Source organism: Anabaena sp. WA102 (assembly GCF_001277295.1).
Taxonomy (GTDB): domain Bacteria; phylum Cyanobacteriota; class Cyanobacteriia; order Cyanobacteriales; family Nostocaceae; genus Dolichospermum; species Dolichospermum heterosporum.
In genome coordinates, this window is sequence record NZ_CP011456.1 from 4,309,647 (window position 1) to 4,331,927 (window position 22,281).

Consider the following 22,281-nt stretch of genomic DNA (forward strand, 5'->3'; position numbering starts at 1 on the left):
CAAAGACGCAAAGTTTAAGAAAATTGTATGTTGGTTTAAACTCCTGGTGTACTACCACCATCAACTTGAATTTCTACACCAGTAATAGAAGCAGCTAAATCAGAAACTAAAAATAAAGCTAGAGATGCAATTTCTTCAGGTTTAGCTATTCTTCCTAAAGGTATTGATTTCACTGCTTGGGCTTTATATTCATCTACAGTAATACCCAAACTTTGGGCATTTTGCACTGCTAAAGTTTTCGCTCTTTCTGTGTCTGTTAATCCTGGAGAAATGGCATTAATTCTAATATTATCTAGGGCTAATTCTTTAGAAATGCCTCTTGTAAAGTTGAGTAGGGCCGCATTGGATGTTCCTCCTGGCAGGAAGTTGGGGCGGGGTGTGCGTCCAGCACCACCAATAATGTTAACAATGCGTCCATCACCTTGATTTTTCAGGTAGGGAACAACGGCTCTAACTAATCGAATGTAACCCAAAAGTTTTAAATTCCAAGCATCTAAAAATGCTTCATCACTCAATTCTAAAAACGAACCCGCACGGGCTGAACCAGCATTATTAATCAAGATGTCAACTTTACCAAATTGTTCAATTGTTGTAGAGACAACTTTCTCAACATCTTCTGCTTTGGTTAAGTCAGCACTAACACCAATAACTTTAGCCTCTGCATTAGGTAAAAATTGAATATCAACTACTGCTTGATAAAGTTTTTCTTGATTGCGAGCAGCAATAACTACATTCACACCTTCACTATATAAAGCTTTAGCTGTAGCTAACCCAATTCCTGCACTACCACCTGTAACAATTGCTGTTTTACCTGACAGATTTAGTTCTAAACTCATAGAAATTGCACCTTTGATAAATTTACAAACAAAATAATCACAGAAAACCTAAATTTGCTTAACTGCAAAATTTTCTACGAGAAATTGCTTGAGATGTGGCTGTTCTAAATTAATGCTCAATTCATTAGCTTTTTGAGCGATTTCTTCATAAGTAAAACCTGATTGAATTGCTTCTGCAATTAAGGCTATTCCTCCGGCTCTTGCACCACCAGCACAGTGAATTAAAATTGGTTTGGGTAAATGATCAATTTCTAGAATTGCTTCTGCTGTTAATTCTTGATTTGGTGCTTGAGAATTTAAAGGAATGTTTGTATATTCCAATCCTACAATTTGTGCTTCTTGCTTTTCATCATGGAAAAAACCATTTTCATCAGGATCACGTAAATTCAAAACTGATTTAAAACCCTCAATTGCTAATTTTCTTAATTCCTCAGCAGAAATTTGTCCAGCGATACTCAAATCATCATTAATCTTTTTAAAATCAGTCATTTTAATTCCTCTTTGGATGAAATGGAATCAATAAATAGATGCCAAAACCTTATCTGCTGCGGCTCGTAATGCAGTTGCAGCACCAGCACTCATATCTCGTGGCGCACAAATCCTATTTCTCACATAAGCCAGTGTAATAGCCCCTGTAGCCGCGATAATTGGATCTATACTTTCTTTTCCACCTGTTCTTCCTCCTAGTAATAGTTCGTTATTACCATTAAGGAGATAATCAGCTAATAGTCTGAGGTGAAAATCAACAATTTCTTTGATTATTGAGATATCACCTAAAGATTGAACTCCTGAATTTTTGAGAATATCGCCAATAGCAGTTTCTCGATTATCACTTAATCTTTCTGCTGCTTCAGCCCGATATTCAATAAATTCAGCATCAAATAAATCTAAAGGTAAGGGATTACCAATAGGTTCTACACCAAATCTACGGCGTAAAAGTAAATTATTAGTAATATTGTCTGATTTAACTCTGTTGTAAGCAGGACGTTTTTTAAGTGCTGCAAACCAAACATTGATGAGAGGAAAACGAGGATTTCCTTTGATGTGATATCCTCTATATACTGGTAAATTAGCCGCCAATCTATCTAAATGGGGACTATACATAATATCTACTAAACTAAATGTTGATAAAAAATAGGGTTTTGGATATCTCCCTAAAGTTTTTTCAATTTCATCTAATTTAGCTTCAAATTCTGCCTGTAAATTTGCTAATTCTTTGGCATCTTCTGGAGGTTGTCTCAGAAATTTATAGGCAATATCCCGAAAACCATTAGTTTCTGCATCTTCAACCCATTCTCTAGCAATCGCATTTTCTTCTGGATTTTCAGGTAACAATGTTTCTCCAAAGTGTTCTTCCAATTCTAAAAGAATATCTTTTGATTCATAAACGAATTTGCCCTCAATATTTGCTGCGGGGACAAGGGTTGTTGGCACTAAATCTGTGTACCATTTCGGTTTATTACTCAGATCAATAAATTCTGTTTCAAAGGGAATTTGTTTTTCTTCTAAAGCAAACCAAACCCGTTCGCAAAAAGGACACCAAGAGTTACTATCACGATATAATAATACTGGTGGTTTTTGATTGCTTGTAAGTTTATCTAAACTACTAGGAATAGGAGCAGTAGAAGGTGCTTGTCCTGGTCTTTTAACTCGACGGGCGGGGGTATTTTGTCGAGCAGTTTCTAACAGTTGTTCCCAATTAGATATGGTAGTGCTTGCAATAGACATTTGTTACCTTGCCTTATTTGGAACGCCAGAAAATACAAATAGTTTTTCTTCTTTGGGTGTAGGTAAATTTTCACCTAAATAACGATGAATCCCTACTCCCATATCTCCTGTTGCTGTGAATTTAAAGTTAACTTCCTCAAATCCAAAATTACGCAAGTATTTACGCACGGTTACTGAATAAGCAATACCGTTAGAATGTCCACGAGTCCAGAGAACAAAAGCACCTTTTTTACTCAGAAAACTCAAGTTTCCTAATAACCGATTGAGTTCATTTTCATCAGCTAAATTTCCAAAAATTCCACAAACAATCACAATATCTGCGGGTACTGCTCCTACATAGTTAGCAGCAGCAGTTGCATCACCATTGATAAACTCAATTTGCTTTGTTAAACCCAATGATTCTATAGTTGCGCGGCCACGTTCAACTAACTCAGGATTGATTTCTACTAATCTTGCATATACATCTTTAGCACGAGGGTGATTTGCTAATGTTCCTAATAAATCTCGTCCATCACCAGCACAAGCACTAACTATACGAATAGCCCCTGTTGGGGAGTTATCCAAACTATAGGAAATATATTCCTGCACGATTTCTAGCCGTTGCTGCAATTTTGCTTCGCTATTGTAAAGATCGTGCCATTCTAACCAATCTTTTGGCATAAAAGAAGATTTCCGATTGCTAAAAATTCAGATTCTCAACAGTGTCTTTGATCACTATAACATAAAATACGGTAAGTCTATCAAAAAACCGTAGATTAAATATAAATACAGACTACCATATCAATTTGGAGAAAATCAAGTAGTTAGATAATTAAGCTAGTAATGCAAAAGATGATCAAGTTGTTTCAATTGACTAACTTGCAATAAATCTACATTTCCACCACTGATAATTACGCCAATTCTCGCGCCCGGTGCTTTAACTACACCTTCTAATAATGCTGTTGCGGCTATAACTCCGGTAGGTTCAACAACGATTTTTAAGCGTTCCCAAATCAAGAACATGGTGCGAATGATGGCTGCATCCGATACTGTCACCATATCATCTACGTATCGCAAGACTAGGGGAAAGGTGATTTTACCCAAGCTGGGAGTTCGGACACCATCAGCAATGGTATGGGGATTATGGACAGTTTGCAGGGTTTTGGTATAAAAGGAACGAGTAGCATCATCGGCTAATTCCGGTTCTACACCGATTATTTTACAATTAGGTAAAACTGCTTTTGTCGCAATTGCACAACCAGAAATTAATCCACCACCACCACAACATACTAATAAGTAATCTAGTTGTCCCACTTCCTGAATTAGTTCTAATGCAGTTGTACCTTGTCCAGCAATTATATGACGATGATCATAGGGGGGAATTAAAGTTAATTGGCGTTCTGCTGCGAGATTTTTGGTTAATTCTTCCCGGTTAGTTGTGTCACGGTTATACAAAATGACTTCAGCACCATAACCGCGAGTTGCAGTTTGTTTGACTATCGGTGCATCATCAGGCATAACTACAATTGTGGGAATGTTAAGTAATTTGCCAGCAAGAGCGATCGCTTGTCCATGATTTCCTGAAGAATAGGTAATCACCCCTTTTATTTTCTGCTTTACTGATAATTGGACTAAGGCATTATAAGCACCACGAAACTTAAATGCTCCTGTCCGTTGAAAGTTTTCGCATTTAAAAAATACTTGGCTTTTAGTCAGTTTATTGAAAGTATTAGAAGTAATTACTGGTGTTTGATGAGCAATGCCTAAAAGCCTTTTTTGCGCTGCTTGTATATCAGTAATAGTAACAGAATCAGATAATAACATTTTTTTTCATAAAGTAACTCTCACTATCATTAATAAGTAAGTGGGCGTTAAAAAATATAATACAAACCTAACCCCCCACCCCCCTTCCCTACCAGGGAAGGGGGAGTCAAAGTCTCTCCAGTATCAAGATTTATTCCTTTTCCCTCTCCTTGTAGGAGAGGGTTAGGGAGAGGTTTTATATTTAATTGTGTCAAGCTACTTATTAAGTGAGGTGAGAATCCCGCTTTGTATTTTTTACAAAATCTGGTTAAGGTGCTGGATTAGGATAACGAGTATGAATTGCATCCAATTCCGCGAAAATCTCTTGATCTAAAACCACATTGACACTATCTATATTTTCCTGCAATTGTGCCAAAGTTGTTGCGCCAATAATTGTGCTTTTCACAAACCAGCGACTTTTAACAAATGCGATCGCTAATTGAGCAGGTGAGAGATTATACTTTTTAGCAATCTCCACATAAGCCTTAACCGCTTCTTGGACATTGGGTTTTAAATACCGTTGTCCAAAACCTGAAAATAGAGTTATTCTCGTATTTTCTAATTGTTGGTTTTCGATATACTTACCAGTCAAAAACCCAAAACCCAGCGGACTATAGGCCAGCAAACCCACACCTGTATAACGAGAAACTTCAGCTAAACCTGATTCAAAATTACGATTTAATAAATTGTAAGCATTTTGAGTTGTCACAACTTTAGGTAATCCCAAATCATTAGCAATGCGAACAAACTCGCTCACCCCCCAAGGCGTTTCATTACTTAAACCCAAATAGCGAATCTTCCCAGCTTTAATCACATCAGCAAAAGCCTGTAACTGTTCCGCAATAGGCACAGATTCCCTTTCTGATTCTGGATTATAACTTGTTTGTCCAAATGTCGGAACATAACGATCAGGCCAATGAATTTGATACAAATCTACATAATCAGTTTGTAATCTCTGCAAACTATCATTTACTGCCTGTGTAATATTATCACGGTCAACTTTATTATTTCCACCCCTCAACCAAGAAAAAGGACGACCCGGACCAGCAATCTTAGTAGCTACAATTAATTTATCTCGTTGTTGTTTCTTCAACCATTCACCAATATAAGCCTCAGTTTTCCCTTGGGTTTCACCACGAGGAGGGACGGGATACATTTCCGCAGTATCTAAGAAATTTATTCCTTGAGAAACAGCATAATCAAGTTGCTCATGTGCTTCTTCAATACTATTTTGATGTCCATAGGTCATAGTTCCCAAGCAAATTTCTGAAACCTTAAGGTCGCTTGCACCAAGTTGGTTGTATTTCATAACGTTTAAATGATTCTCCTCATTTTATTTTGCTACAAAAACTAAAAATATCACTATTCCATGAAACTACACTAAATCTACTGATTTAACGGAGTTAATACCTGAAAAAGCATACTATCATACAAATTTTAGATATACAACCCTTTGTAGCAATTAATTTAAAATTATAAAAAATGTATCCACCAATACTCAAATTCTAGATTTTTTGTGAAATACTGCTATCTATCAAAGATTAACTACAGTAACTTGACCAAATTACCGGATTATCTAACATAGGGTAATTTAGTTACTACTATAGGCTTTCGTGTCATTACGAATACAAAACCAGTCTCAATAGACCTATTACCGAAAATTTCTATCTGAGAAGTTCCTTTATCTTTCCTATGGTAAGTCCGAAATTATTGATGATTTCGTACTGCCTTAAATTTTGCGTGTGTGAGGTTATCAAAATGAAAAAAACTGCTTGGAATTTATTGCTTACTTTGCCCATGTCTGTATTCCTATTAGTCTTAGCAGCTAGTACAAAAACTTCTGCTAACGAAATAGGAGGAGAACATGAAACAACAAATAAAGAGACTTTATCATCAGTCAGCATCAATACTCCTGACTTTAACAACATTACTCAAATAATTGCCCAAAAAGAACCTTCCTCTTCATCTGATGAATCACAAGTTACATCTGTATCCCAGCTTTCAGATGTCCAACCCACTGACTGGGCGTATGAGGCCTTAAAATCTCTTATAGAACGTTATAACTGCTTAGTGGGTTCTGATACTAAATATCGTGGTAATCGAGCTTTGACTCGCTATGAATTTGCCGCAGGGTTAAATTCTTGTTTAGATCAAGTCAACAAACTTATTGCTGCATCTACATCTGATTTGGCTCTAAAAGCAGATTTGGAAACCATACAGCGACTAACTGAAGAATTTAATACCGAACTTACTGTATTACGCGGAAGATTACAGACAATAGAAGCACGAACCACAGAATTAGAAGGTAATCAATTTTCAACAACAACTAAGCTACAAGGTGAAGTGCAGTTTGTAGTTGGTGGAGTTTTAGCCGGGAATAACGTCGTTACCAAACAACCCGCACCCAGCACCATTACATTTTCCCAGCGGACTCGCTTAATATTAAGTAGTAGTTTTACTGGTAAAGATCAACTACGATTAACACTTTCCGGTGGAAATATTAACTCATTAGGTGGAGTACCTAATCCTAGAGGAACTGGAACAGGACTTAGCACAAATAATCCCACTGGCGGAATATTTGGTACATTTGACAGTAGAACTGCCGATAATGCCAGTCCTAGTTTTGGCGCAAATCAGATTTCTGTTGGTGGTATCCGTTATCGGTTTCCAGTTGGTAAAAAGACCCAATTTAACATTTTTGCCCAATCTGATGGAGCAAACGAGATTGGTTTAAGTGGTCCAACAAACCCATTTGAAGGGTCAGCTTCTAACGGGATTTCTCGATTTTCCCGGCGGAATATGGTCTATAACTATGGAGATACAGGCCCTGGAATTGCCATACTTCACGACCTAAGTAAACAGTGGCAATTAGGGGCATCATACAGTGCGCCTAATGGTGATAATCCCGCACCTAATAATGGCTTACTTACAGGTAGATATGTAGCATTTGGACAGGTAACATACTTTAGCCCCAAAAAGAATTTCCGGCTAGGTTTAAGTTATGCTAACACCTATAGTCCAGCGGGTGTTTTAGGTCAAGGGGGAACAAACTTTGGTCCTGCGGCTGGAAGTAACCTAGCAAACAGCACTATTTCAACTAACCCAGCCAACGCAGCTAGGGGCATTGTTGATAAAGGAACAGTAGGAAATCTTTATGGACTTGGGGCATTATATAAACTTAATCCCCGACTAGCAATCAATAGTTTTGTTGGTTATTCAGCCCATCGTTATTTGGGACAAGGAGATGGTCAAGTCTGGAACTGGGGAGTAGGACTAACATCTCCCGATTTAGGAAAAAAAGGTAGCTTAGGGGCTATTTTTGTGGGTGTAGCACCAACACTAACTACACTTAGTAAAAATGTAGATTTGGGAGCAGGTAAGGGTCAAGCCGACAAAGATACCTCTCTGCACGTTGAGGGATGGTATCAATATAAACTTACTAACAATATTGAAGTTACACCTGGATTTATTTGGGTAACAGCGCCAAATTCAGATACTACTAATCCTGCTAGTATAGTGGGTTGGCTACGTACCACCTTCAGATTTTAACGCATAAATCAGGATTTGAAGATTTGCAGGATTTCGTATTTATTAAAAGTCTTTAATCCTGTTAATCCTTTAATCCTGGACATCCTGATTCTGACATTTTAATCCTATTAATCCTTAAATCCTGGACATCCTGATTCAGACAGTTTCATCCTGTTAATCCTTAAATCCTGGACATCCTGATTCAGACAGTTTCATCCCGTTAATCCTTTAATCCTGTAAATCCTGATTCAGACATTTTCATCTTTCATAATCTTTTTTTATGACTAACCCAACTGAATTACTTAATCATCGCTATGGTCATAATAACTTCAATCCAGATATTCCCTGGAGTGACACCTTAGCAACTCTGTTATCCCATCGTTCAATTCGTGCTTATTTACCTGATGCCTTACCCCCAGGAACTTTAGAAGTTTTAATTGCTGCTGCTCAATCTGCTTCTACTTCTTCCAATCTCCAAACCTGGAGTGTAGTAGCAGTTGAAGATGTAAATCGCAAAGAAGAATTATCAAAACTAACTAATAATCAAGCACATATTCGTCAAAGTCCTTTATTTTTAGTGTGGTTAGCCGATTTAGCAAGACCAACATACATCGCCGAAAATCGCGGACTACCTCATGAAGGTTTAGATTATTTGGAAATGTTTTTGATGGCGGCCATAGATGCCGCATTAGCAGCACAAAATGCGGTAGTCGCAGCAGAATCTATCGGGTTGGGAACTGTGTATATCGGTGCATTACGAAATAAACCAGAAGAGGTAGCGCAGATATTGAATTTACCTCCTCATGTAGTTGCTGTGTTTGGTTTGTGTGTAGGCTATGCTGATCCAGTTGTGAATGTGGCAATTAAACCACGTTTATCTCAATCTGTAGTCTTACATCGAGAAACATATCAACTTGCCCAACAAGAACAAGGAATATCAGAATATAACCAAATCATGGCAAACTTTTATAATTCACAACATATGAATATTCCTGGTGATTGGTCGGAACATTCTAGTAAAAGGGTAGCATCGGCTGAATCTTTATCTGGTCGGCATAGATTAAAGGAAATTCTAAATAATTTGGGTTTTAAATTACAATAATTAAGTTTTGTAACAACAATATAAATCACAAAAATTTGTTAACTAATAGTCAAAAATAAATTTTTCTTATTGTTTGATGTCAGCAATTAATATATTAATTGCCAAATTTTCTGTGAAATAAATCCTCATAAACAAGTGGGGATTTTTTTATGGGTATTTTTCATAAATTTCTTCCCAAAAATACTTGCAATTTTTATCTAGTTATGCCACACTAAATTAAAGTTACGGTATTCCTACCGATTTATAGTAGATTTTCCTGGGAAACACAGATTGGAACAACAAGCAGACTGGTATTAATACCAGATGCTTGTTTACTAAAGCTTTCTGTCCAGAGAGATTCAAGTAAATAAAAGCGAATAATTTCTGTCAATCTTAAAATTTCCTCAAGCCGGAAAATAAATATATTAATTTTCTCATGATTTCGGCTCAGAAAAATCCTACACAAGCGTTGTCTATTTTTATTTGACAGATTTACTCCAAATAACCAATCAAACATCCACAACTAAGAGGTTTTGATCATGACTAATCAAGTAAAAGGAATGCAATTAAATCTTGAAGGACTAAGAAAGTCCTTTGGAAATAAAACTGTTTTACAAGGAATTGATTTAGAAATTCAACCAGGAGAATTTGTGGCTATTGTTGGTCGCAGTGGCTGCGGTAAAAGTACAATGTTGCGTCTAGTTGCTGGGTTAGATGCTCCCAGTGGCGGTGATGTTTTGTTAAATGGCAAATATTCTGATAAACCCATTAATCCCGCTATCCGCATGATGTTTCAAGACGCTCGTTTGTTACCTTGGCAACGAGTATTGGCAAATGTAGAGTTAGGTTTAATAGGTACTAATTCCAAAGTTTATGCCAAGCAAACGGCTTTACAAGTGCTGCGTGAAGTAGGATTAGAAGACCGCGCTCATGAATGGCCTTCCGTCCTTTCCGGTGGACAAAGACAACGGGTAGCTTTAGCCAGAGCCTTGGCCAGTAAACCTTCTTTATTACTACTAGATGAACCATTGGGAGCGTTGGATGCTTTAACTAGAATTGAAATGCAGCAATTATTAGAACGTTTGTGGCAAGAACAAGGATTTACATCACTATTAATTACCCATGATGTGGAAGAAGCTGTGGTATTAGCAGACAGAGTAATTTTGATTGAAAATGGTCAAATTAGTCTGAATGCGAAAATTGATCTGCCCCGTCCACGGGCTAGAGGAGATGCAAAGTTTGCGAAGCTCGTAGAGAGAATTTTAGATAGAGTTATGGGTAAACAAGAATCATCACAAACAGAATTGATATCTGGATCTTCATTTACTAACTAGTGCAACTCAACTTGATGCAGCAACTTTAGAAAAAATGCACGACAAATATGATTTTGCATTAGTACCAATCAACGAAAAAGTCATCAAAAAACAACAAGATGTTGCAGATAAATGGTATAGCTTGGGGCTTATACCTAAGAAAGTAAATGTTAGAGATGGGTTTTTAACTCCTCAACAATATGCTGCAATTACTCCGAAGGAAGTGCTTGCTAAGAAATAGCAATTTGTAGTAGTTTTATTCTTTCTTCTTTATGTTAAAAACAATGGAAAAAAATAAAACTTAACTTGATTTTTGACACAATTATATAATTTGAATGAATTTGATTTTTAACTATGCCGACACTTACTTTAACTAATTTCCAAATTACTCCTCTTAATGCACCATTAGGAGCAGTTATTAATGAACTAGATGCTAGTAAATCTGTTGCACCTGAAGCAATTTTACAATTAAAACAAGCACTTAGAGATTATCATATTCTCATCTTCAAAAATCAACATCTTAATGATGAGCAGTTTTTGAACTTTAGTTTTAATTTTGGTTCATTATTTGTCCCACCAGATGATGTTCCAGTTCTCGCTTCTCAACCAGGAGTAACACCAGTTATAATTCCCGTTTCCAATGTTGATGGTGGCTACACAGGTACAGGTGAATTAGCATTTCATTCTGATCATAAATGGACACCCTATCCTTCCAGTGGTTCTCTACTTTATGCTTTAGAAGTACCATCTGAGGGTGGAGATACTTCTTGGTTAAATCTCAATTTGGCTTATGAAACTTTGGATGAATCAACCAAACAACGAATTGCAGATTTACGGTTGATTACTTATAATCCATTTTTAAATAAGCCGGGAGAACCTCGGCAAAAATATCGTGAGAATAAGAATATTCCTCTCATTAGTCCTGTCTTTCCCCACCCATTGGTGAGAACACATCCAGAAAGTGGTAAGAAGATTTTGTATTTAGATTACACCACAGAAGTTGAAGTTGTCGGTTTAGAACCCCAAGAAGGAAAAGAATTAATTGAACAGTTGAGAAATCATCTGCATCAACCTCAATTTTATTATCAACATCAATGGTCTGTAGGCGATATTGTCTATTGGGATAATCAATCTACATTGCATTATCGCCAAGCTTTTGATCCTAATCAACGTCGAGTTTTAAAACGGATTAGTTTAGCGGGTAGTCGCCCATTTTAGGTTTTGTAGTCAAACAGTAATAAAACAATTTGAATTGAAATTAAGTGAGGAGACATAATTATGAACTTTAACTTACCACGACGCACAGTTTTACAGAAAATTATTCAATATTCAGCATTAGCTTTGGTTTTCCTTTCTGTTCCCATTGCTAGTAATATAGTCGAAGCCCAAAATACAACTAATAAAGCAGGAATTAAGACAAAAGTAGTCCGACTTGCTTATCAAACATCTGGTGATATTGTGAAAATCAAAGGAGTGGTAGATAAGCGTCTTGAACCTTTAGGTATCAAGGTAGAATGGTCTCCGTTTCCTGCTGGACCACAACTAATGGAAGCCATGAATGCAAACAAAGTTGATATTGGTTCTGTGGGAGAAACTCCACCGATTTTTGCTCAAGCTGCTGGCGCTCAATTAGCTTATATTGCTGGACGTAAACCTAGTAGTGGAGAAGGTAGTGCTATTGTTGTTCAAAAAGATTCTCCTATTAAGACAGTTAAGGATCTTAAAGGTAAGAAAGTTGTTTTTCAAAAAGGATCAGCATCACATTATTTACTCCTAAGAGCATTAGCTGAAGCTGGTTTGAAATATAGCGATATCCAAGCAGTTAGTTTAACTCCAGCAGAAGCCCGTGATGCTTTTATTCAAAAGAAAATTGATGCTTGGGTTGCTTGGGACCCATTTGTTGCATTCGTCCAAAAAAATGCTAATGCTCGTGTTTTAAGAAATGCTTCTAGAATTGCCACTCAAGGCGGATTTTACATGGCTAGACGGAGTTTTGCTGTGGAAAATCCAGAAGTTGTGCGGATAGTTTTAGAGGAGGTAGATAAATTAGGAGAATGGGCAGAATCTAATCCTGATGAAGTTGTAAAAATTCTTGCACCTGAACTAAAACTTGATCCTGCACTTTTATCTGTGGTAGTTCGGAGACGGACATTCCGTATCCGCCCAATTAACTCATCTCTTGTTGCTGAACAACAACGCATTGCAGATTTGTTTTATAAAGAAGGTGTTATTCCTAAACAAATTTCCATTAAAGAGTCGGTTTTAAGTTCTCAACAATATGCAACTATTACACCCCAAAGAATTAGTAAGAAATAACCTGTAGTTATTCTGATTTTTACCACGGCGGCTAAACACCGCCATGATTATTTTCCTGATCACTTAATAAATTATTATGAAAGTTTCTTCTCCTGCTACTGATTTTTCCTCAAAGTATGGAACTAAAAAAAATAAGTTCCAGTTTAAGTTTATCAAAAATCGTTATTTTCAATCGTTTATCCCTTGGCTTGTGCCAATTACAATAATTGTAGTGTGGCAGTTTTTGTCTTCTATTGGTGTCATTCCCACCAGAATATTACCCGCACCTTTAGCAGTTGTTACTGCTGCTATTAAATTAACTCAAAGCGGTGAACTTCCCAAAAATATTGGTATTAGCTCTCTAAGAGCAGTATCTGGATTTTTACTTGGAGGCAGTATTGGATTTAGTTTAGGTTTACTTAATGGTATTTCTCCTATTGCAGAAAAGTTACTAGATACATCTATGCAAATGCTGCGGAATATTCCCAACTTAGCATTAATTCCATTAGTAATTTTATGGTTTGGAATTGGTGATGAGGCAAGATTATTTCTAGTATCTTTAGGTGTCATGTTTCCTATTTATTTAAACACTTTTCATGGTATTCGTAGTGTTGATCACGGATTGATTGAAATGGGTAAGATTTACGGTTTAAATACTTGGGGTTTATTCTGGCGAATTATTCTCCCAGGGGCAATGTCTTCAATTTTAGTTGGTGTGCGGTTTTCTTTAGGGATTATGTGGTTAACGCTCATTGTTGCAGAAACTATTGCTGCCGATTCCGGTATTGGCTACATGGCTACTAATGCTAGAGAATTTATGCAAACTGATGTTGTAGTTTTAAGTATTGTAATCTATGCCTTGTTCGGTAAACTGGCTGATATAATTGCTAAAGCTTTGGAAAACTACTGGTTGCAATGGAATCCCAGTTATTTAAAGGGTTAATCTACTAATACCCGATAGGATTAAAGTTGATTTTGGTAAAAGTATTGTTTTCTTAATCCATTTATGTAATACTCTTAGTCATTACCCAAATAATACGGTTTACCGATAGAGTTAGCGTAGTTATTGATTGAAAAATTTTACACTTAAATATCATGCAAGTTCTTTGGTTTATTCCCACACATGGTGATGGACGCTATCTAGGAACTGCTATAGGTGGTCGTTCAGTTAATTTTGATTATTGGCGACAAATTGCCCAAGCGGTTGATCAATTAGGGTTTACAGGGGCTTTATTACCTACCGGTCGTTCTTGTGAAGATGCCTGGATTTTGGCTTCAACTTTGGTAACGCACACTAAAAAAATGCGGTTTTTAGTAGCAATCCGTCCGGGGTTGATGTCACCAGGAGTAGCGGCAAGAATGGCAGCAACTTTTGATAGAATTTCTGGTGGACGACTATTAATTAATGTCGTGACTGGTGGTGATCCTGTTGAATTAGCTGGTGATGGTTTGCATCTTAGTCATGATGATCGCTATCAATTAACTGATGAATTTTTAACAGTTTGGCGAGAAATTGCTGGCGGTGAAATTTCTAATTTTGAAGGTGACTATCTCAATATTAAAGAAGGGAAAATCCTATTTCCTAATGTTCAAAAACCTCATCCCCCTTTGTGGTTTGGTGGTTCTTCTCCCATTGCTCAAGTAATTGCTGCCAAGCACGTTGATGTTTATTTAACTTGGGGTGAACCACCTCAACAAGTAGCAGAAAAAATTGCCTCCATGAGACGTTTAGCTCAAGCACAAGGGAGAACATTAAGCTTTGGGATTCGTCTTCATGTCATTGTCAGAGAAACTGAAAGTCAAGCTTGGGATGCTGCTAATGATTTGATTCGTTATGTAGATGAAGATGCGATCGCTAAAACCCAACAAGCTTATTCTCGCATGGATTCTGAAGGACAAAAACGCATGAAGGAATTACATAATGGCAGTCGAGAAGCATTAGAAATTAGCCCTAATTTATGGGCAGGAATTGGTTTAGTTCGGGGTGGTGCGGGAACTGCATTAGTAGGTGATCCTGATACTGTTGCTAGAAGAATGCAGGAATATGCAGACGTAGGAATTGATACTTTTATCTTTTCTGGTTATCCCCATTTAGAGGAAGCTTATCGAGTAGCAGAATTGCTTTTCCCTCGTTTACCTTTGGATAATTTACCAACAGTAGAACCACAATTATTAAGTCCTTTTGGTGAAATTGTTGCTAACCGAGAATTTCCCCAACAGCTTAAAGAACAACTTAGAGAAACAACAGTAGCAACTGTAGATTAGTTAAAAATTAATTAAATCAAGAGGTTTTTGTCAAATGGCTTATATTTTAGCGATCGCGGGTAGTCCTTCTCATCCTTCTAGAACCTACGGAATTTTGGAATATGCAACTCAAATTCTTTCTGAACAAGGCTTAGAAACAAATATTATTTCTGTGCGAGATTTACCTGCTGAGGATTTAGTTTATGGACGTTATAACAGTCCAGCTTTAGAAAAACCAAAAGCATTATTAGAACAAGCAAGTGGTGTAATTATTGCCACCCCAATTTATAAAGCTGCTTATACAGGGTTACTCAAATCTTTTTTAGATTTATTACCTGAAAAAGCTTTGAATGGTAAGGTTTTATTACCGTTAGCTACTGGTGGTACAATCGCTCATTTATTATCAATAGAATATGCTTTGAAACCAGTTTTAGGTGAATTAGGTGCAAGGCATATTTTAAGTACAGTTTACGCAGTAGATAAGCAAATTCAAATTCAAGCTGATGGTAGTTTGCAATTGGATGAAGAAATTGATCAACGTCTCAAAGAAGTTTTAACCGAATTTATCCAAGCTGTTAATAAATCCCAACCTGATATCAAGGAATTAGCATATAGTAACTAAAGGTATTTATGAATCAATACTCTGATTTGCTATCGGAACTCTCTGATTTTCTTTATCCTCGTAGTCCTTATTATGGAGATTTGAAGTCAGAACATTTAGAATTTAATGCCCAACTTCAAGATTTTTCACAACGAGTGAACTATATTTCTGGTCTACAAACTGGTGGTAAACTTTCCTCAGAAGAGGCTTATAAACAAATACGTATTCTCTGGAAACAGTTAAAAATGTCCAAGAAAAAAATATTAATTTGCTAAAAAAAGGAGATCCCCGACTTCTATCATTGGTTAATAATTTAATTGACATCATCAAATAAGAAGTCGGGGATCTTACCCCAACTAATAAACCCAAAAAAATTACCATCGTTTGCATATTTCATCATCAAAATTGTCGTAGAATTGCAAGCGAGCAGTTCCCACAACTAAATTATTTACATTCTCTCCAGGGGAAATAACCTGGACTCAAAATTGATAAATACCTGAGTTCGTGGGATTATAAAATGGTTTTAAACCGATGGTAATTGTTTAATTAGCAGTAACTAGTTGGTTGAAAATAGCAATAATAGTTTGCGGTTGATGTGGATTTTTGGCTAGGGTAATACCTAGCCTTTTTTTGTCCATTTGTTTCTCCAAAACCAATACTGTTTTTTTTGATCAAATTCAATATTTTCTACACCGTCTATTTGTGAAAAATATTAGTAATATGCGCCAACCAGGCTATAAGTTAAACTAGCAAGCACTAATGACGTAATAATTACATAGACAAAATTTCGCTGTAAAAGAAAAGTGCAGAAAGAAATGATCACGCGCAAAATAGGAATAGCAATGAGTATCAACAATCCTAATTGAATAATTCCCCGGCGGCTACCTGCCAAAACAGCATTTACTACACCTGTTGGGGAATGAAATTCAGATGGTGTACCTCGAAATATTTGATATTCAGCAGGCTCATAACCATGATGAATTAAATACAATATACCTCCGAATAATACTATAGAACTAGCGATTAAAACTCCATATTTAAGGAGGTTACTAAGTAAAAATTCTAATTGTTTTTCATTGGCTGATTTTGTGAATTTTTGATGATTAACATTTTCATCATAATGATTGAGATGCTGTTCTTCTAGCTGTTGAATATCACAATCTTGCTCCTCTAATTCAAAAGTGAAAGCTCCAACTTTTCTTTCTATCTGTGTTGTGCAAGTCCAGCGAAAACCAGAATTTAACTTATACATAATTACAGCCCTCCTATTAGACTGTTATAGACCATTTTTAACGCCATTACTACCAATACAAAGCTGAAGATAATTCTGAGAATTTGAGTTTTAGCACCAATTAAAATTCTCGCTCCTAAAAAAGCACCTGGTAACACTCCCAACATCACCGGCATAGATAAACCTGGATCTATGTATCCCTGGGTTAAATAAACACCTGCTGAGGCTGCGGCTGTGACACCAATCATAAAATTGCTGGTGGTCGTAGAAACTTTAAAAGGGAGACGCATGGCTTGGTCCATGGCCAATACCTTGAATGCCCCCGAACCAATTCCTAATAAACCAGAAAGCACTCCTGCTACTAACATAATACTGAACCCAGCAGGTAAGGCATGAACTTGATAAGGAATTACACCATCAGGAGTGGGGTAAGTCCCATTAAGTTGGAGATATTCTGCTAAGGGGTCTGGTGGAGCAATTTCTGTTTGTTCTGGTCTGGGGCGTTGAGACAGATATGCTGAATAAATTAGCACAATTGCCAAAATCAAGGAAAGTATTTTTACGGTTACATGAGTGGTAATTAAAGCCCCAATCAGAGCGCCAATGGTGGTGGCTACCTCCAGAAACATCCCCAATCGCAGATTAGCGTAGCCTTTTTTAATATATGTAGAAGCTGAACCTAATGATGTCGCAATCACTGATACTAATGATGCCCCAACCGCATAGCGAATATCAACACCAAAGACGGAAGTTAATAACGGAACTATGACGACTCCACCACCTAACCCAGTTAATGCTCCGACTAAGCCGGCACTAAATGATCCCAACCAAACCAGTAAAGAAAATGCTAATATGCTCAATTTGAATTCCCCTTTTGTTTAATCTATATTTATGATGCCTAGATAATTTTTGTCAGCAGGATGTAAACAGAGAACTTCGTTTATCTATACAGAAGATTGAGGAGACTAAAACTATGACTATCGAGGAAGATAAAAGTACCTAATCCGATTAAGATAAAGGGCATAAAAAGATTTCCATATTTAGTAAAGATATCAGCGATGCCTTCGGCGGGCGTAGCCAACGCTTGATTGCGAGTTAACTTATGTGCTACATAACACAACATCCCCACTAATGAAAAGAAAACACCCAAAATTACTAGTAGACTTTGCCAATTACTGCTGGCGAATATCGGCACATAAATACTAATATTATCCGTTCCATTGGCAAATGTAACAGCCGCAACACTATAAGTTTGCAAATTAAAAAATCTCGCTATTGGCGATTCCTGAGAAACTTTTGTTTCTGTCTCTGCATCCTCTAATTCATCTGTTTCTTGATTCATTAAACTCTTGATACCAATGATAATTGGAACTAAGCCAAATAAACCAATCCAGGGACGGGGTAAAATTAATCCGCCAAAAAAACCAGGCAAACTAGTTAAAATTAAGGCTGTAAAACCTAGATATTGACCAATAATAATATGCCAGCGGCGAAACTTAGCATCCACCTGAGAGAAAAACAAAGTCAGGATGACTAAATCATCAATATTTGTGGCACTAAAAGATGACTTTCGCTATTAGCAAGGAACTTGAGTTCCTTGCGGGATGAAGATTTTGCGTAACAGCTTAACACCAATGAGCTTTTGCTTTACCTCTACCTATGGAATCAAATGATTAAGCCCCAGACAAGAGAAATAATTGGCTGCGGAGTGGTAAAAATCAGAAGATCTTCACTAAAAGAACTTTATAGATACTGGTACTAGACATTTTATTATTTATGAGTTTATAATACAGTAAGTTGATAGAGATGCTGTAGTTTTATGAAAAATTGCCAAAACTAGGGTATCTTTCAACACTTAGGCTAAAAAATTACCCTTCAGGAGTAATAAAAGTCTATTTACAAGATTTATAAAAAGTCATTCTGAACAAACTTAGACAGCGATTTTTTGTATTCATAAAATTGAGTCTATTCAAGCTTATCTTCTTCATTTCTCAACAACCTTACACTCATACCAGTATGGACTATTTATTACTACCAGCTTTCAGCTTTTTTATTGGCATCATTGTGGGTTTAACAGGAATAGGTGGTGCATCTTTGATCACTCCTATGTTGATTTTTGTGTTTCAAGTACCACCTTCTGTTGCTATTAGTTCTGATGTGGTTGCAGCCACATTAATGAAAGTAGTCGGTGGAGTAAAACACTGGCAACAAAAAACCCTTGATCTAGAAATAGTTAAATGGCTGTCAATGGGTAGCGTTTCTGGTTCGCTGTTGGGAGTAAGAGTTTTACATCAACTCAGACAAAGTGGAGAACATAATCTAGATAGCCTCTTACTGCGGTTACTAGGAGTCATGATTTTGATAGTTACATTTACAGCATTAATCCAAATGTTGTTGATGACATTTTTTCCCAAAATCAACTTACCCGAATTGCCAAAATTAAATTTAAAAACCAATCAAGGACGTTTTCTAACTTTACTCATTGGCGCAATTTTAGGCTTTTCTGTGGGAATGACAAGTGTTTCATCAGGCTCTATGTTTGCCTTAGCTATCATAGCTTTTTTCCGATTAGATGCCCGAAAATTGGTGGGTACAGATATTACTCAAGCCGCCATTTTACTAATATTTACATCCCTGGGACATCTAACTTTAGGAACTGTTGATTGGAGTTTAGTAATCCCTATTTGGATAGGTTCTGTTCCCGGAGTTCTTATTGGTGCTAAACTTTGTGAGATTACCCCTCAACGTCCACTAAGATTTATTATCTATAGCATTTTAATGATGGTAAGTTGGAAATTAGTTTCACAGGCATGATTATCTATACCTCCATCAGCTTTTTAATTTACCTGTCCAAATAATAGGTTAAATGTCCCTCGTTCATACATAATAAATAGCCCCAAACCAATTAATACAAAAGGGACAATAGCCTGTCCATAGCGACTTAAAATACAACTAATGTTAGCTTGACGGTTTAATAAATAAGCGATAGCACACCAAACCCCTACCATACCAAAAAATACCGCTAAAATTATTCCTAACCCAACAATATCTTGACCTGCAAATAGGGGTATGTAAATACTAATATTATCACCCCCATTAGCAACTGTCACAGCTGCAACTTTATAAGTATTTGGATGTAAAATACTTGATAAAAAAGAAGATTGAGGGCTATTCTGTTCAATATTCACCGTCTGCACTTCTGTACTTTCTGCTTCACGATTTACTAATTGCTTAATCCCAATTGCAATTGGTAATATTCCTAATAATCCAATCCATTCTCGCTGGATGACTAAGCCACCAAAAAAACCTGGTAAGCTGAGGATAATAATAGCTGTAAAGCCAAGATATTGACCGATAAAAATATGTCTACGCCGAAAATTTCGATCTATTTGCGAAAAAAATAAGAGCAGAATCATGATATCGTCAATATTAGTGGCAGCAAAGGCAATTATGCCTTCTGTAAAAGCAGTAGCAAACTTGTTCATGGTAAAATTCAAAAATATACTATTTATTAACTCCCGGTTCGCCCATTTTTTAGGGAGTTAGGAAAAATGTGCAGATAAAAGTATAATCAGAGACAGGTTATACAAAATAAGCTAAGTAAGTATATGTTCGACGTTATGGCAACTGAATCCATAATTACAAACGAACGAGTAGATGACATACCCGTACTACTCACACAGATAGAACGGATGGGTGTACAAAAGCTAATAGATAAAAACTTCCCCACCCATGGAAATTGGCGAGGACAAAGCTTGGGGAATGTAGCAGTGATCTGGTTAACACATATCTTATCGCAAGCAGACCACCGTTTAAATCAAGTTCAAGCCTGGGCTGGTAAACGGTTAGAAACATTGAAAAAATTGATTGGTGAAAGCTTAAACGAACTTGACCTAACCGATGACCGATTAGAAGCAGTATTGCGTTACCTTAACTGTGACGAGAACTGGTATGCGTTTGAGGAAGAACTGGGAAGTAATTTGTTGCAAGTGTATGATATCAAACCAGAACGGGTAAGACTGGATAGTACAACAGCTTCAAGTTATTGCGGGGTGAATACTGAAGGGCTATTTCAATGGGGTCATAGCAAAGACCATCGTCCAGATTTGGCACAAGTCAAAATCATGCTATCAACATTAGACCCATTAGGAATGCCAATAGCAACAGAAATATTATCGGGAGAAAAAGCAGATGACCCTTTATATATCCCCGCAATTGAGAGAGTCCGTTCGACGCTAAAACAGCCAGGATTACTGTATATTGGGGACTGTAAAATGGCATCAATGGGGACAAGAATCCATATTGTATCAGGGGGAGATTTTTATCTATGTCCTTTAAATGCCAAGCAAACACCGACAGAAAAATTAAGAGAATATCTGCAACCAGTTTGGGATGAAAAACAAGAATTGACAACTATCAATTATGATTATGCAGATGGAAAAACGAGAGAGATTGCTGAAGGATTTGAACTAAAATTGCTCCAAAAAGAAAAGATTAACGAGCAAGAAATATCTTGGGAAGAGCGACAATTAGTAGTCCGTTCTTATGCCATTGCCCAGACAGAGGAAAAATATCTACGTGAACGCATACAGAAAACCGTTCATGCTCTTGAACAACTAAAAATCCCCAAACGCGGCAAGAAAAAGCTGACATCATTTCCAGAGTGGGAGTTATCTGTAGCTGAGATTCTCAAGCGTTATCGGACTGGGGGATTATTTGAAATTGATATTCAAACTCAGCGAGTTGAAAAAGTTAAAAGACAATATGGCGAACGTCAATCTCAAATAATAGAAGAAGTTTCCTTTAATTTAGATTTTAAAATTAATGAAGACGCGGTAAAACAACAAGTTCAACTGTTAGGCTGGCGAGTTTATGTCACTAATGAAACTGAAGCTAACCTGAGTTTGAAACAAGCAGTTCGTGCTTATAGAGATGAGTATTTGACAGAACGAGGATTTGCTCGACTTAAAGGCTTTCCTCTTTCTTTAACTCCAATTTATTTACAACGTGAAGACCATATTACTGGTTTGATCCGACTACTTTCAATTGGTTTGCGAGTTTTGACTCTTTTAGAGTTTCAGGTTCGTCGCCATCTTGACAAAAATCAAGAAAAATTGGCTGGACTTTATGCTGGTAATCCTCAGCGTAAAACGGCACGTCCTACTGCTGAAATGCTTCTTGTTGCATTTAAAGAAATCACATTGATATTAATTGAGGTTAACAATGAAGTCTACACTCATTTAACTACTCTTTCCCCTTTACAGCAGCGTATTCTTGTTTTACTTGGGTTTCCCCCTACTATTTATACTCAGCTTAGTGGTCAATCTTTTACTCCTGAGTAGAATTCTTCTAACTCTCGCAAAAATGGGCGAACCGGGAGTATTAAGATAGCAATATTTGGATCACTAAATTTAATCTCATAAGTTTCAGGTTCAATTAAAAAAATGTAGGTTGGGTTAAGCGACAGCGCAATCCAACAAAATACCAGGAATATTAGAGATATCGGAAATGTTGGGTTTCCTTCCGTCAACCCAACCTACATGATTTAAGTAATCACTATTGAAATTATCTAAAATGAATAATTTATTGACAGCAATTATTACCGGGGTAGTTGCTTTCATAGCAACTAATATTGATGATAT

The 22,281-nt window shown here is 36.8% G+C and carries 21 protein-coding genes and 2 pseudogenes; 12 read left to right on the top strand and 11 right to left on the bottom strand.

Annotated features, from left to right (window positions below; all coding sequences use genetic code 11):
• Positions 1-35 precede the first annotated feature (35 nt).
• The 6 genes from AA650_RS18905 to AA650_RS18930 all read right to left on the bottom strand — a co-directional run bounded on the left by AA650_RS18905 (position 36) and on the right by AA650_RS18930 (position 5,655).
• Positions 36-836, bottom strand: coding sequence for an SDR family oxidoreductase (locus tag AA650_RS18905; protein ID WP_053540205.1), 801 nt, complete (start codon positions 834-836; stop codon positions 36-38).
• A 48-nt stretch (positions 837-884) separates the two neighbouring features.
• Positions 885-1,325, bottom strand: a complete 441-nt coding sequence (locus tag AA650_RS18910) for a beta-lactamase hydrolase domain-containing protein (protein ID WP_053540206.1) — start codon at positions 1,323-1,325, stop codon at positions 885-887.
• A 27-nt stretch (positions 1,326-1,352) separates the two neighbouring features.
• Positions 1,353-2,564: a glutathione S-transferase family protein gene (locus AA650_RS18915; protein ID WP_053540207.1), complete on the bottom strand. Its 1,212-nt coding sequence runs from the start codon at positions 2,562-2,564 to the stop codon at positions 1,353-1,355.
• Positions 2,565-2,567: 3 nt separating this feature from the next.
• Complete coding sequence (locus AA650_RS18920; RefSeq protein WP_053540208.1) at positions 2,568-3,224, bottom strand: class I SAM-dependent methyltransferase family protein; 657 nt, start codon at positions 3,222-3,224, stop codon at positions 2,568-2,570.
• Between the two features lie 156 nt (positions 3,225-3,380).
• Complete coding sequence (locus AA650_RS18925; RefSeq protein WP_053540209.1) at positions 3,381-4,367, bottom strand: threo-3-hydroxy-L-aspartate ammonia-lyase; 987 nt, start codon at positions 4,365-4,367, stop codon at positions 3,381-3,383.
• Between the two features lie 247 nt (positions 4,368-4,614).
• Positions 4,615-5,655, bottom strand: a complete 1,041-nt coding sequence (locus tag AA650_RS18930; RefSeq protein WP_053540210.1) for an NADP(H)-dependent aldo-keto reductase — start codon at positions 5,653-5,655, stop codon at positions 4,615-4,617.
• A gap of 449 nt (positions 5,656-6,104) precedes the next feature.
• Here AA650_RS18930 and AA650_RS18935 point away from each other — a divergent pair, with 449 nt between their 5' ends.
• From AA650_RS18935 to AA650_RS18985, 10 genes and pseudogenes are all read left to right on the top strand, one after another.
• Positions 6,105-7,895, top strand: a complete 1,791-nt coding sequence (locus AA650_RS18935) for an iron uptake porin (RefSeq protein WP_053540211.1) — start codon at positions 6,105-6,107, stop codon at positions 7,893-7,895.
• Positions 7,896-8,154: 259 nt separating this feature from the next.
• Positions 8,155-8,976 carry an NADPH-dependent oxidoreductase gene (locus AA650_RS18940; protein WP_053540212.1) on the top strand — a complete coding sequence of 274 codons (822 nt, stop codon included), beginning with the start codon at positions 8,155-8,157 and terminating at the stop codon, positions 8,974-8,976.
• Positions 8,977-9,494: 518 nt separating this feature from the next.
• Positions 9,495-10,289, top strand: a complete 795-nt coding sequence (locus tag AA650_RS18950; protein WP_053540214.1) for an ATP-binding cassette domain-containing protein — start codon at positions 9,495-9,497, stop codon at positions 10,287-10,289.
• Positions 10,279-10,509 (top strand): annotated as a pseudogene (locus tag AA650_RS18955) (aliphatic sulfonate ABC transporter substrate-binding protein); the annotation flags it as partial. The gene AA650_RS18950 and the pseudogene AA650_RS18955, both read left to right, overlap by 11 nt.
• A gap of 113 nt (positions 10,510-10,622) precedes the next feature.
• Positions 10,623-11,486 carry a TauD/TfdA dioxygenase family protein gene (locus tag AA650_RS18960; protein WP_053540216.1) on the top strand — a complete coding sequence of 288 codons (864 nt, stop codon included), beginning with the start codon at positions 10,623-10,625 and terminating at the stop codon, positions 11,484-11,486.
• 60 nt (positions 11,487-11,546) lie between these two features.
• A complete protein-coding gene (locus AA650_RS18965; protein WP_053540217.1) occupies positions 11,547-12,584 on the top strand; it encodes a sulfonate ABC transporter substrate-binding protein in 1,038 nt (345 codons plus the stop codon).
• Positions 12,585-12,660: 76 nt separating this feature from the next.
• Positions 12,661-13,506: an aliphatic sulfonate ABC transporter permease SsuC gene (gene ssuC, locus AA650_RS18970; protein ID WP_053540218.1), complete on the top strand. Its 846-nt coding sequence runs from the start codon at positions 12,661-12,663 to the stop codon at positions 13,504-13,506.
• A 152-nt stretch (positions 13,507-13,658) separates the two neighbouring features.
• Positions 13,659-14,828 (top strand): FMNH2-dependent alkanesulfonate monooxygenase, encoded by a 1,170-nt coding sequence (ssuD, locus tag AA650_RS18975; RefSeq protein ID WP_053540219.1) that lies wholly within the window; start codon positions 13,659-13,661, stop codon positions 14,826-14,828.
• Between the two features lie 34 nt (positions 14,829-14,862).
• Positions 14,863-15,429, top strand: coding sequence for an NADPH-dependent FMN reductase (ssuE, locus tag AA650_RS18980; RefSeq protein WP_053540220.1), 567 nt, complete (start codon positions 14,863-14,865; stop codon positions 15,427-15,429).
• 8 nt (positions 15,430-15,437) lie between these two features.
• Positions 15,438-15,683: a DUF7219 family protein gene (locus AA650_RS18985; protein WP_053540221.1), complete on the top strand. Its 246-nt coding sequence runs from the start codon at positions 15,438-15,440 to the stop codon at positions 15,681-15,683.
• 437 nt (positions 15,684-16,120) lie between these two features.
• On the opposite strand, the gene AA650_RS18990 is transcribed toward AA650_RS18985, so the two are convergent.
• The 3 genes and pseudogenes from AA650_RS18990 to AA650_RS19000 form a co-directional block, all read right to left on the bottom strand.
• Positions 16,121-16,660, bottom strand: a complete 540-nt coding sequence (locus tag AA650_RS18990) for a DUF1634 domain-containing protein (protein WP_053540222.1) — start codon at positions 16,658-16,660, stop codon at positions 16,121-16,123.
• A gap of 2 nt (positions 16,661-16,662) precedes the next feature.
• Positions 16,663-17,499, bottom strand: a complete 837-nt coding sequence (locus tag AA650_RS18995) for a sulfite exporter TauE/SafE family protein (protein WP_053540223.1) — start codon at positions 17,497-17,499, stop codon at positions 16,663-16,665.
• Between the two features lie 80 nt (positions 17,500-17,579).
• Positions 17,580-18,188, bottom strand: a pseudogene (locus tag AA650_RS19000) (cadmium resistance transporter); the annotation flags it as partial.
• Positions 18,189-18,655: 467 nt separating this feature from the next.
• Between AA650_RS19000 and AA650_RS19005 the strand changes: the two are divergent.
• Positions 18,656-19,453, top strand: a complete 798-nt coding sequence (locus tag AA650_RS19005; protein WP_053540225.1) for a sulfite exporter TauE/SafE family protein — start codon at positions 18,656-18,658, stop codon at positions 19,451-19,453.
• Positions 19,454-19,476: 23 nt separating this feature from the next.
• On the opposite strand, the gene AA650_RS19010 is transcribed toward AA650_RS19005, so the two are convergent.
• Positions 19,477-20,124, bottom strand: coding sequence for a cadmium resistance transporter (locus tag AA650_RS19010; protein ID WP_053540226.1), 648 nt, complete (start codon positions 20,122-20,124; stop codon positions 19,477-19,479).
• 135 nt (positions 20,125-20,259) lie between these two features.
• On the opposite strand from AA650_RS19010, the gene AA650_RS19015 reads away from it, so the two are divergent.
• The gene (locus AA650_RS19015; protein WP_053538855.1) at positions 20,260-21,981 is read left to right on the top strand and encodes an IS1634 family transposase; all 1,722 of its coding nucleotides are present in this window, start codon (positions 20,260-20,262) and stop codon (positions 21,979-21,981) included.
• Positions 21,982-22,095: 114 nt separating this feature from the next.
• On the opposite strand, the gene AA650_RS28180 is transcribed toward AA650_RS19015, so the two are convergent.
• The gene (locus tag AA650_RS28180; RefSeq protein ID WP_199924469.1) at positions 22,096-22,260 is read right to left on the bottom strand and encodes a hypothetical protein; all 165 of its coding nucleotides are present in this window, start codon (positions 22,258-22,260) and stop codon (positions 22,096-22,098) included.
• Positions 22,261-22,281: the final 21 nt, after the last annotated feature.

Coding starts and splice junctions, on each gene's coding strand:
- AA650_RS18905 (WP_053540205.1), bottom strand. CDS start 836: ATGAGTTTAGAACTAAATCTGTCAGGTAAAACAGCAATTGTTACAGGT.
- AA650_RS18910 (WP_053540206.1), bottom strand. CDS start 1,325: ATGACTGATTTTAAAAAGATTAATGATGATTTGAGTATCGCTGGACAA.
- AA650_RS18915 (WP_053540207.1), bottom strand. CDS start 2,564: ATGTCTATTGCAAGCACTACCATATCTAATTGGGAACAACTGTTAGAA.
- AA650_RS18920 (WP_053540208.1), bottom strand. CDS start 3,224: ATGCCAAAAGATTGGTTAGAATGGCACGATCTTTACAATAGCGAAGCA.
- AA650_RS18925 (WP_053540209.1), bottom strand. CDS start 4,367: ATGTTATTATCTGATTCTGTTACTATTACTGATATACAAGCAGCGCAA.
- AA650_RS18930 (WP_053540210.1), bottom strand. CDS start 5,655: ATGAAATACAACCAACTTGGTGCAAGCGACCTTAAGGTTTCAGAAATT.
- AA650_RS18935 (WP_053540211.1), top strand. CDS start 6,105: ATGAAAAAAACTGCTTGGAATTTATTGCTTACTTTGCCCATGTCTGTA.
- AA650_RS18940 (WP_053540212.1), top strand. CDS start 8,155: ATGACTAACCCAACTGAATTACTTAATCATCGCTATGGTCATAATAAC.
- AA650_RS18950 (WP_053540214.1), top strand. CDS start 9,495: ATGACTAATCAAGTAAAAGGAATGCAATTAAATCTTGAAGGACTAAGA.
- AA650_RS18960 (WP_053540216.1), top strand. CDS start 10,623: ATGCCGACACTTACTTTAACTAATTTCCAAATTACTCCTCTTAATGCA.
- AA650_RS18965 (WP_053540217.1), top strand. CDS start 11,547: ATGAACTTTAACTTACCACGACGCACAGTTTTACAGAAAATTATTCAA.
- ssuC (WP_053540218.1), top strand. CDS start 12,661: ATGAAAGTTTCTTCTCCTGCTACTGATTTTTCCTCAAAGTATGGAACT.
- ssuD (WP_053540219.1), top strand. CDS start 13,659: ATGCAAGTTCTTTGGTTTATTCCCACACATGGTGATGGACGCTATCTA.
- ssuE (WP_053540220.1), top strand. CDS start 14,863: ATGGCTTATATTTTAGCGATCGCGGGTAGTCCTTCTCATCCTTCTAGA.
- AA650_RS18985 (WP_053540221.1), top strand. CDS start 15,438: ATGAATCAATACTCTGATTTGCTATCGGAACTCTCTGATTTTCTTTAT.
- AA650_RS18990 (WP_053540222.1), bottom strand. CDS start 16,660: ATGTATAAGTTAAATTCTGGTTTTCGCTGGACTTGCACAACACAGATA.
- AA650_RS19005 (WP_053540225.1), top strand. CDS start 18,656: ATGGACTATTTATTACTACCAGCTTTCAGCTTTTTTATTGGCATCATT.
- AA650_RS19010 (WP_053540226.1), bottom strand. CDS start 20,124: ATGAACAAGTTTGCTACTGCTTTTACAGAAGGCATAATTGCCTTTGCT.
- AA650_RS19015 (WP_053538855.1), top strand. CDS start 20,260: ATGGCAACTGAATCCATAATTACAAACGAACGAGTAGATGACATACCC.
- AA650_RS28180 (WP_199924469.1), bottom strand. CDS start 22,260: ATGAAAGCAACTACCCCGGTAATAATTGCTGTCAATAAATTATTCATT.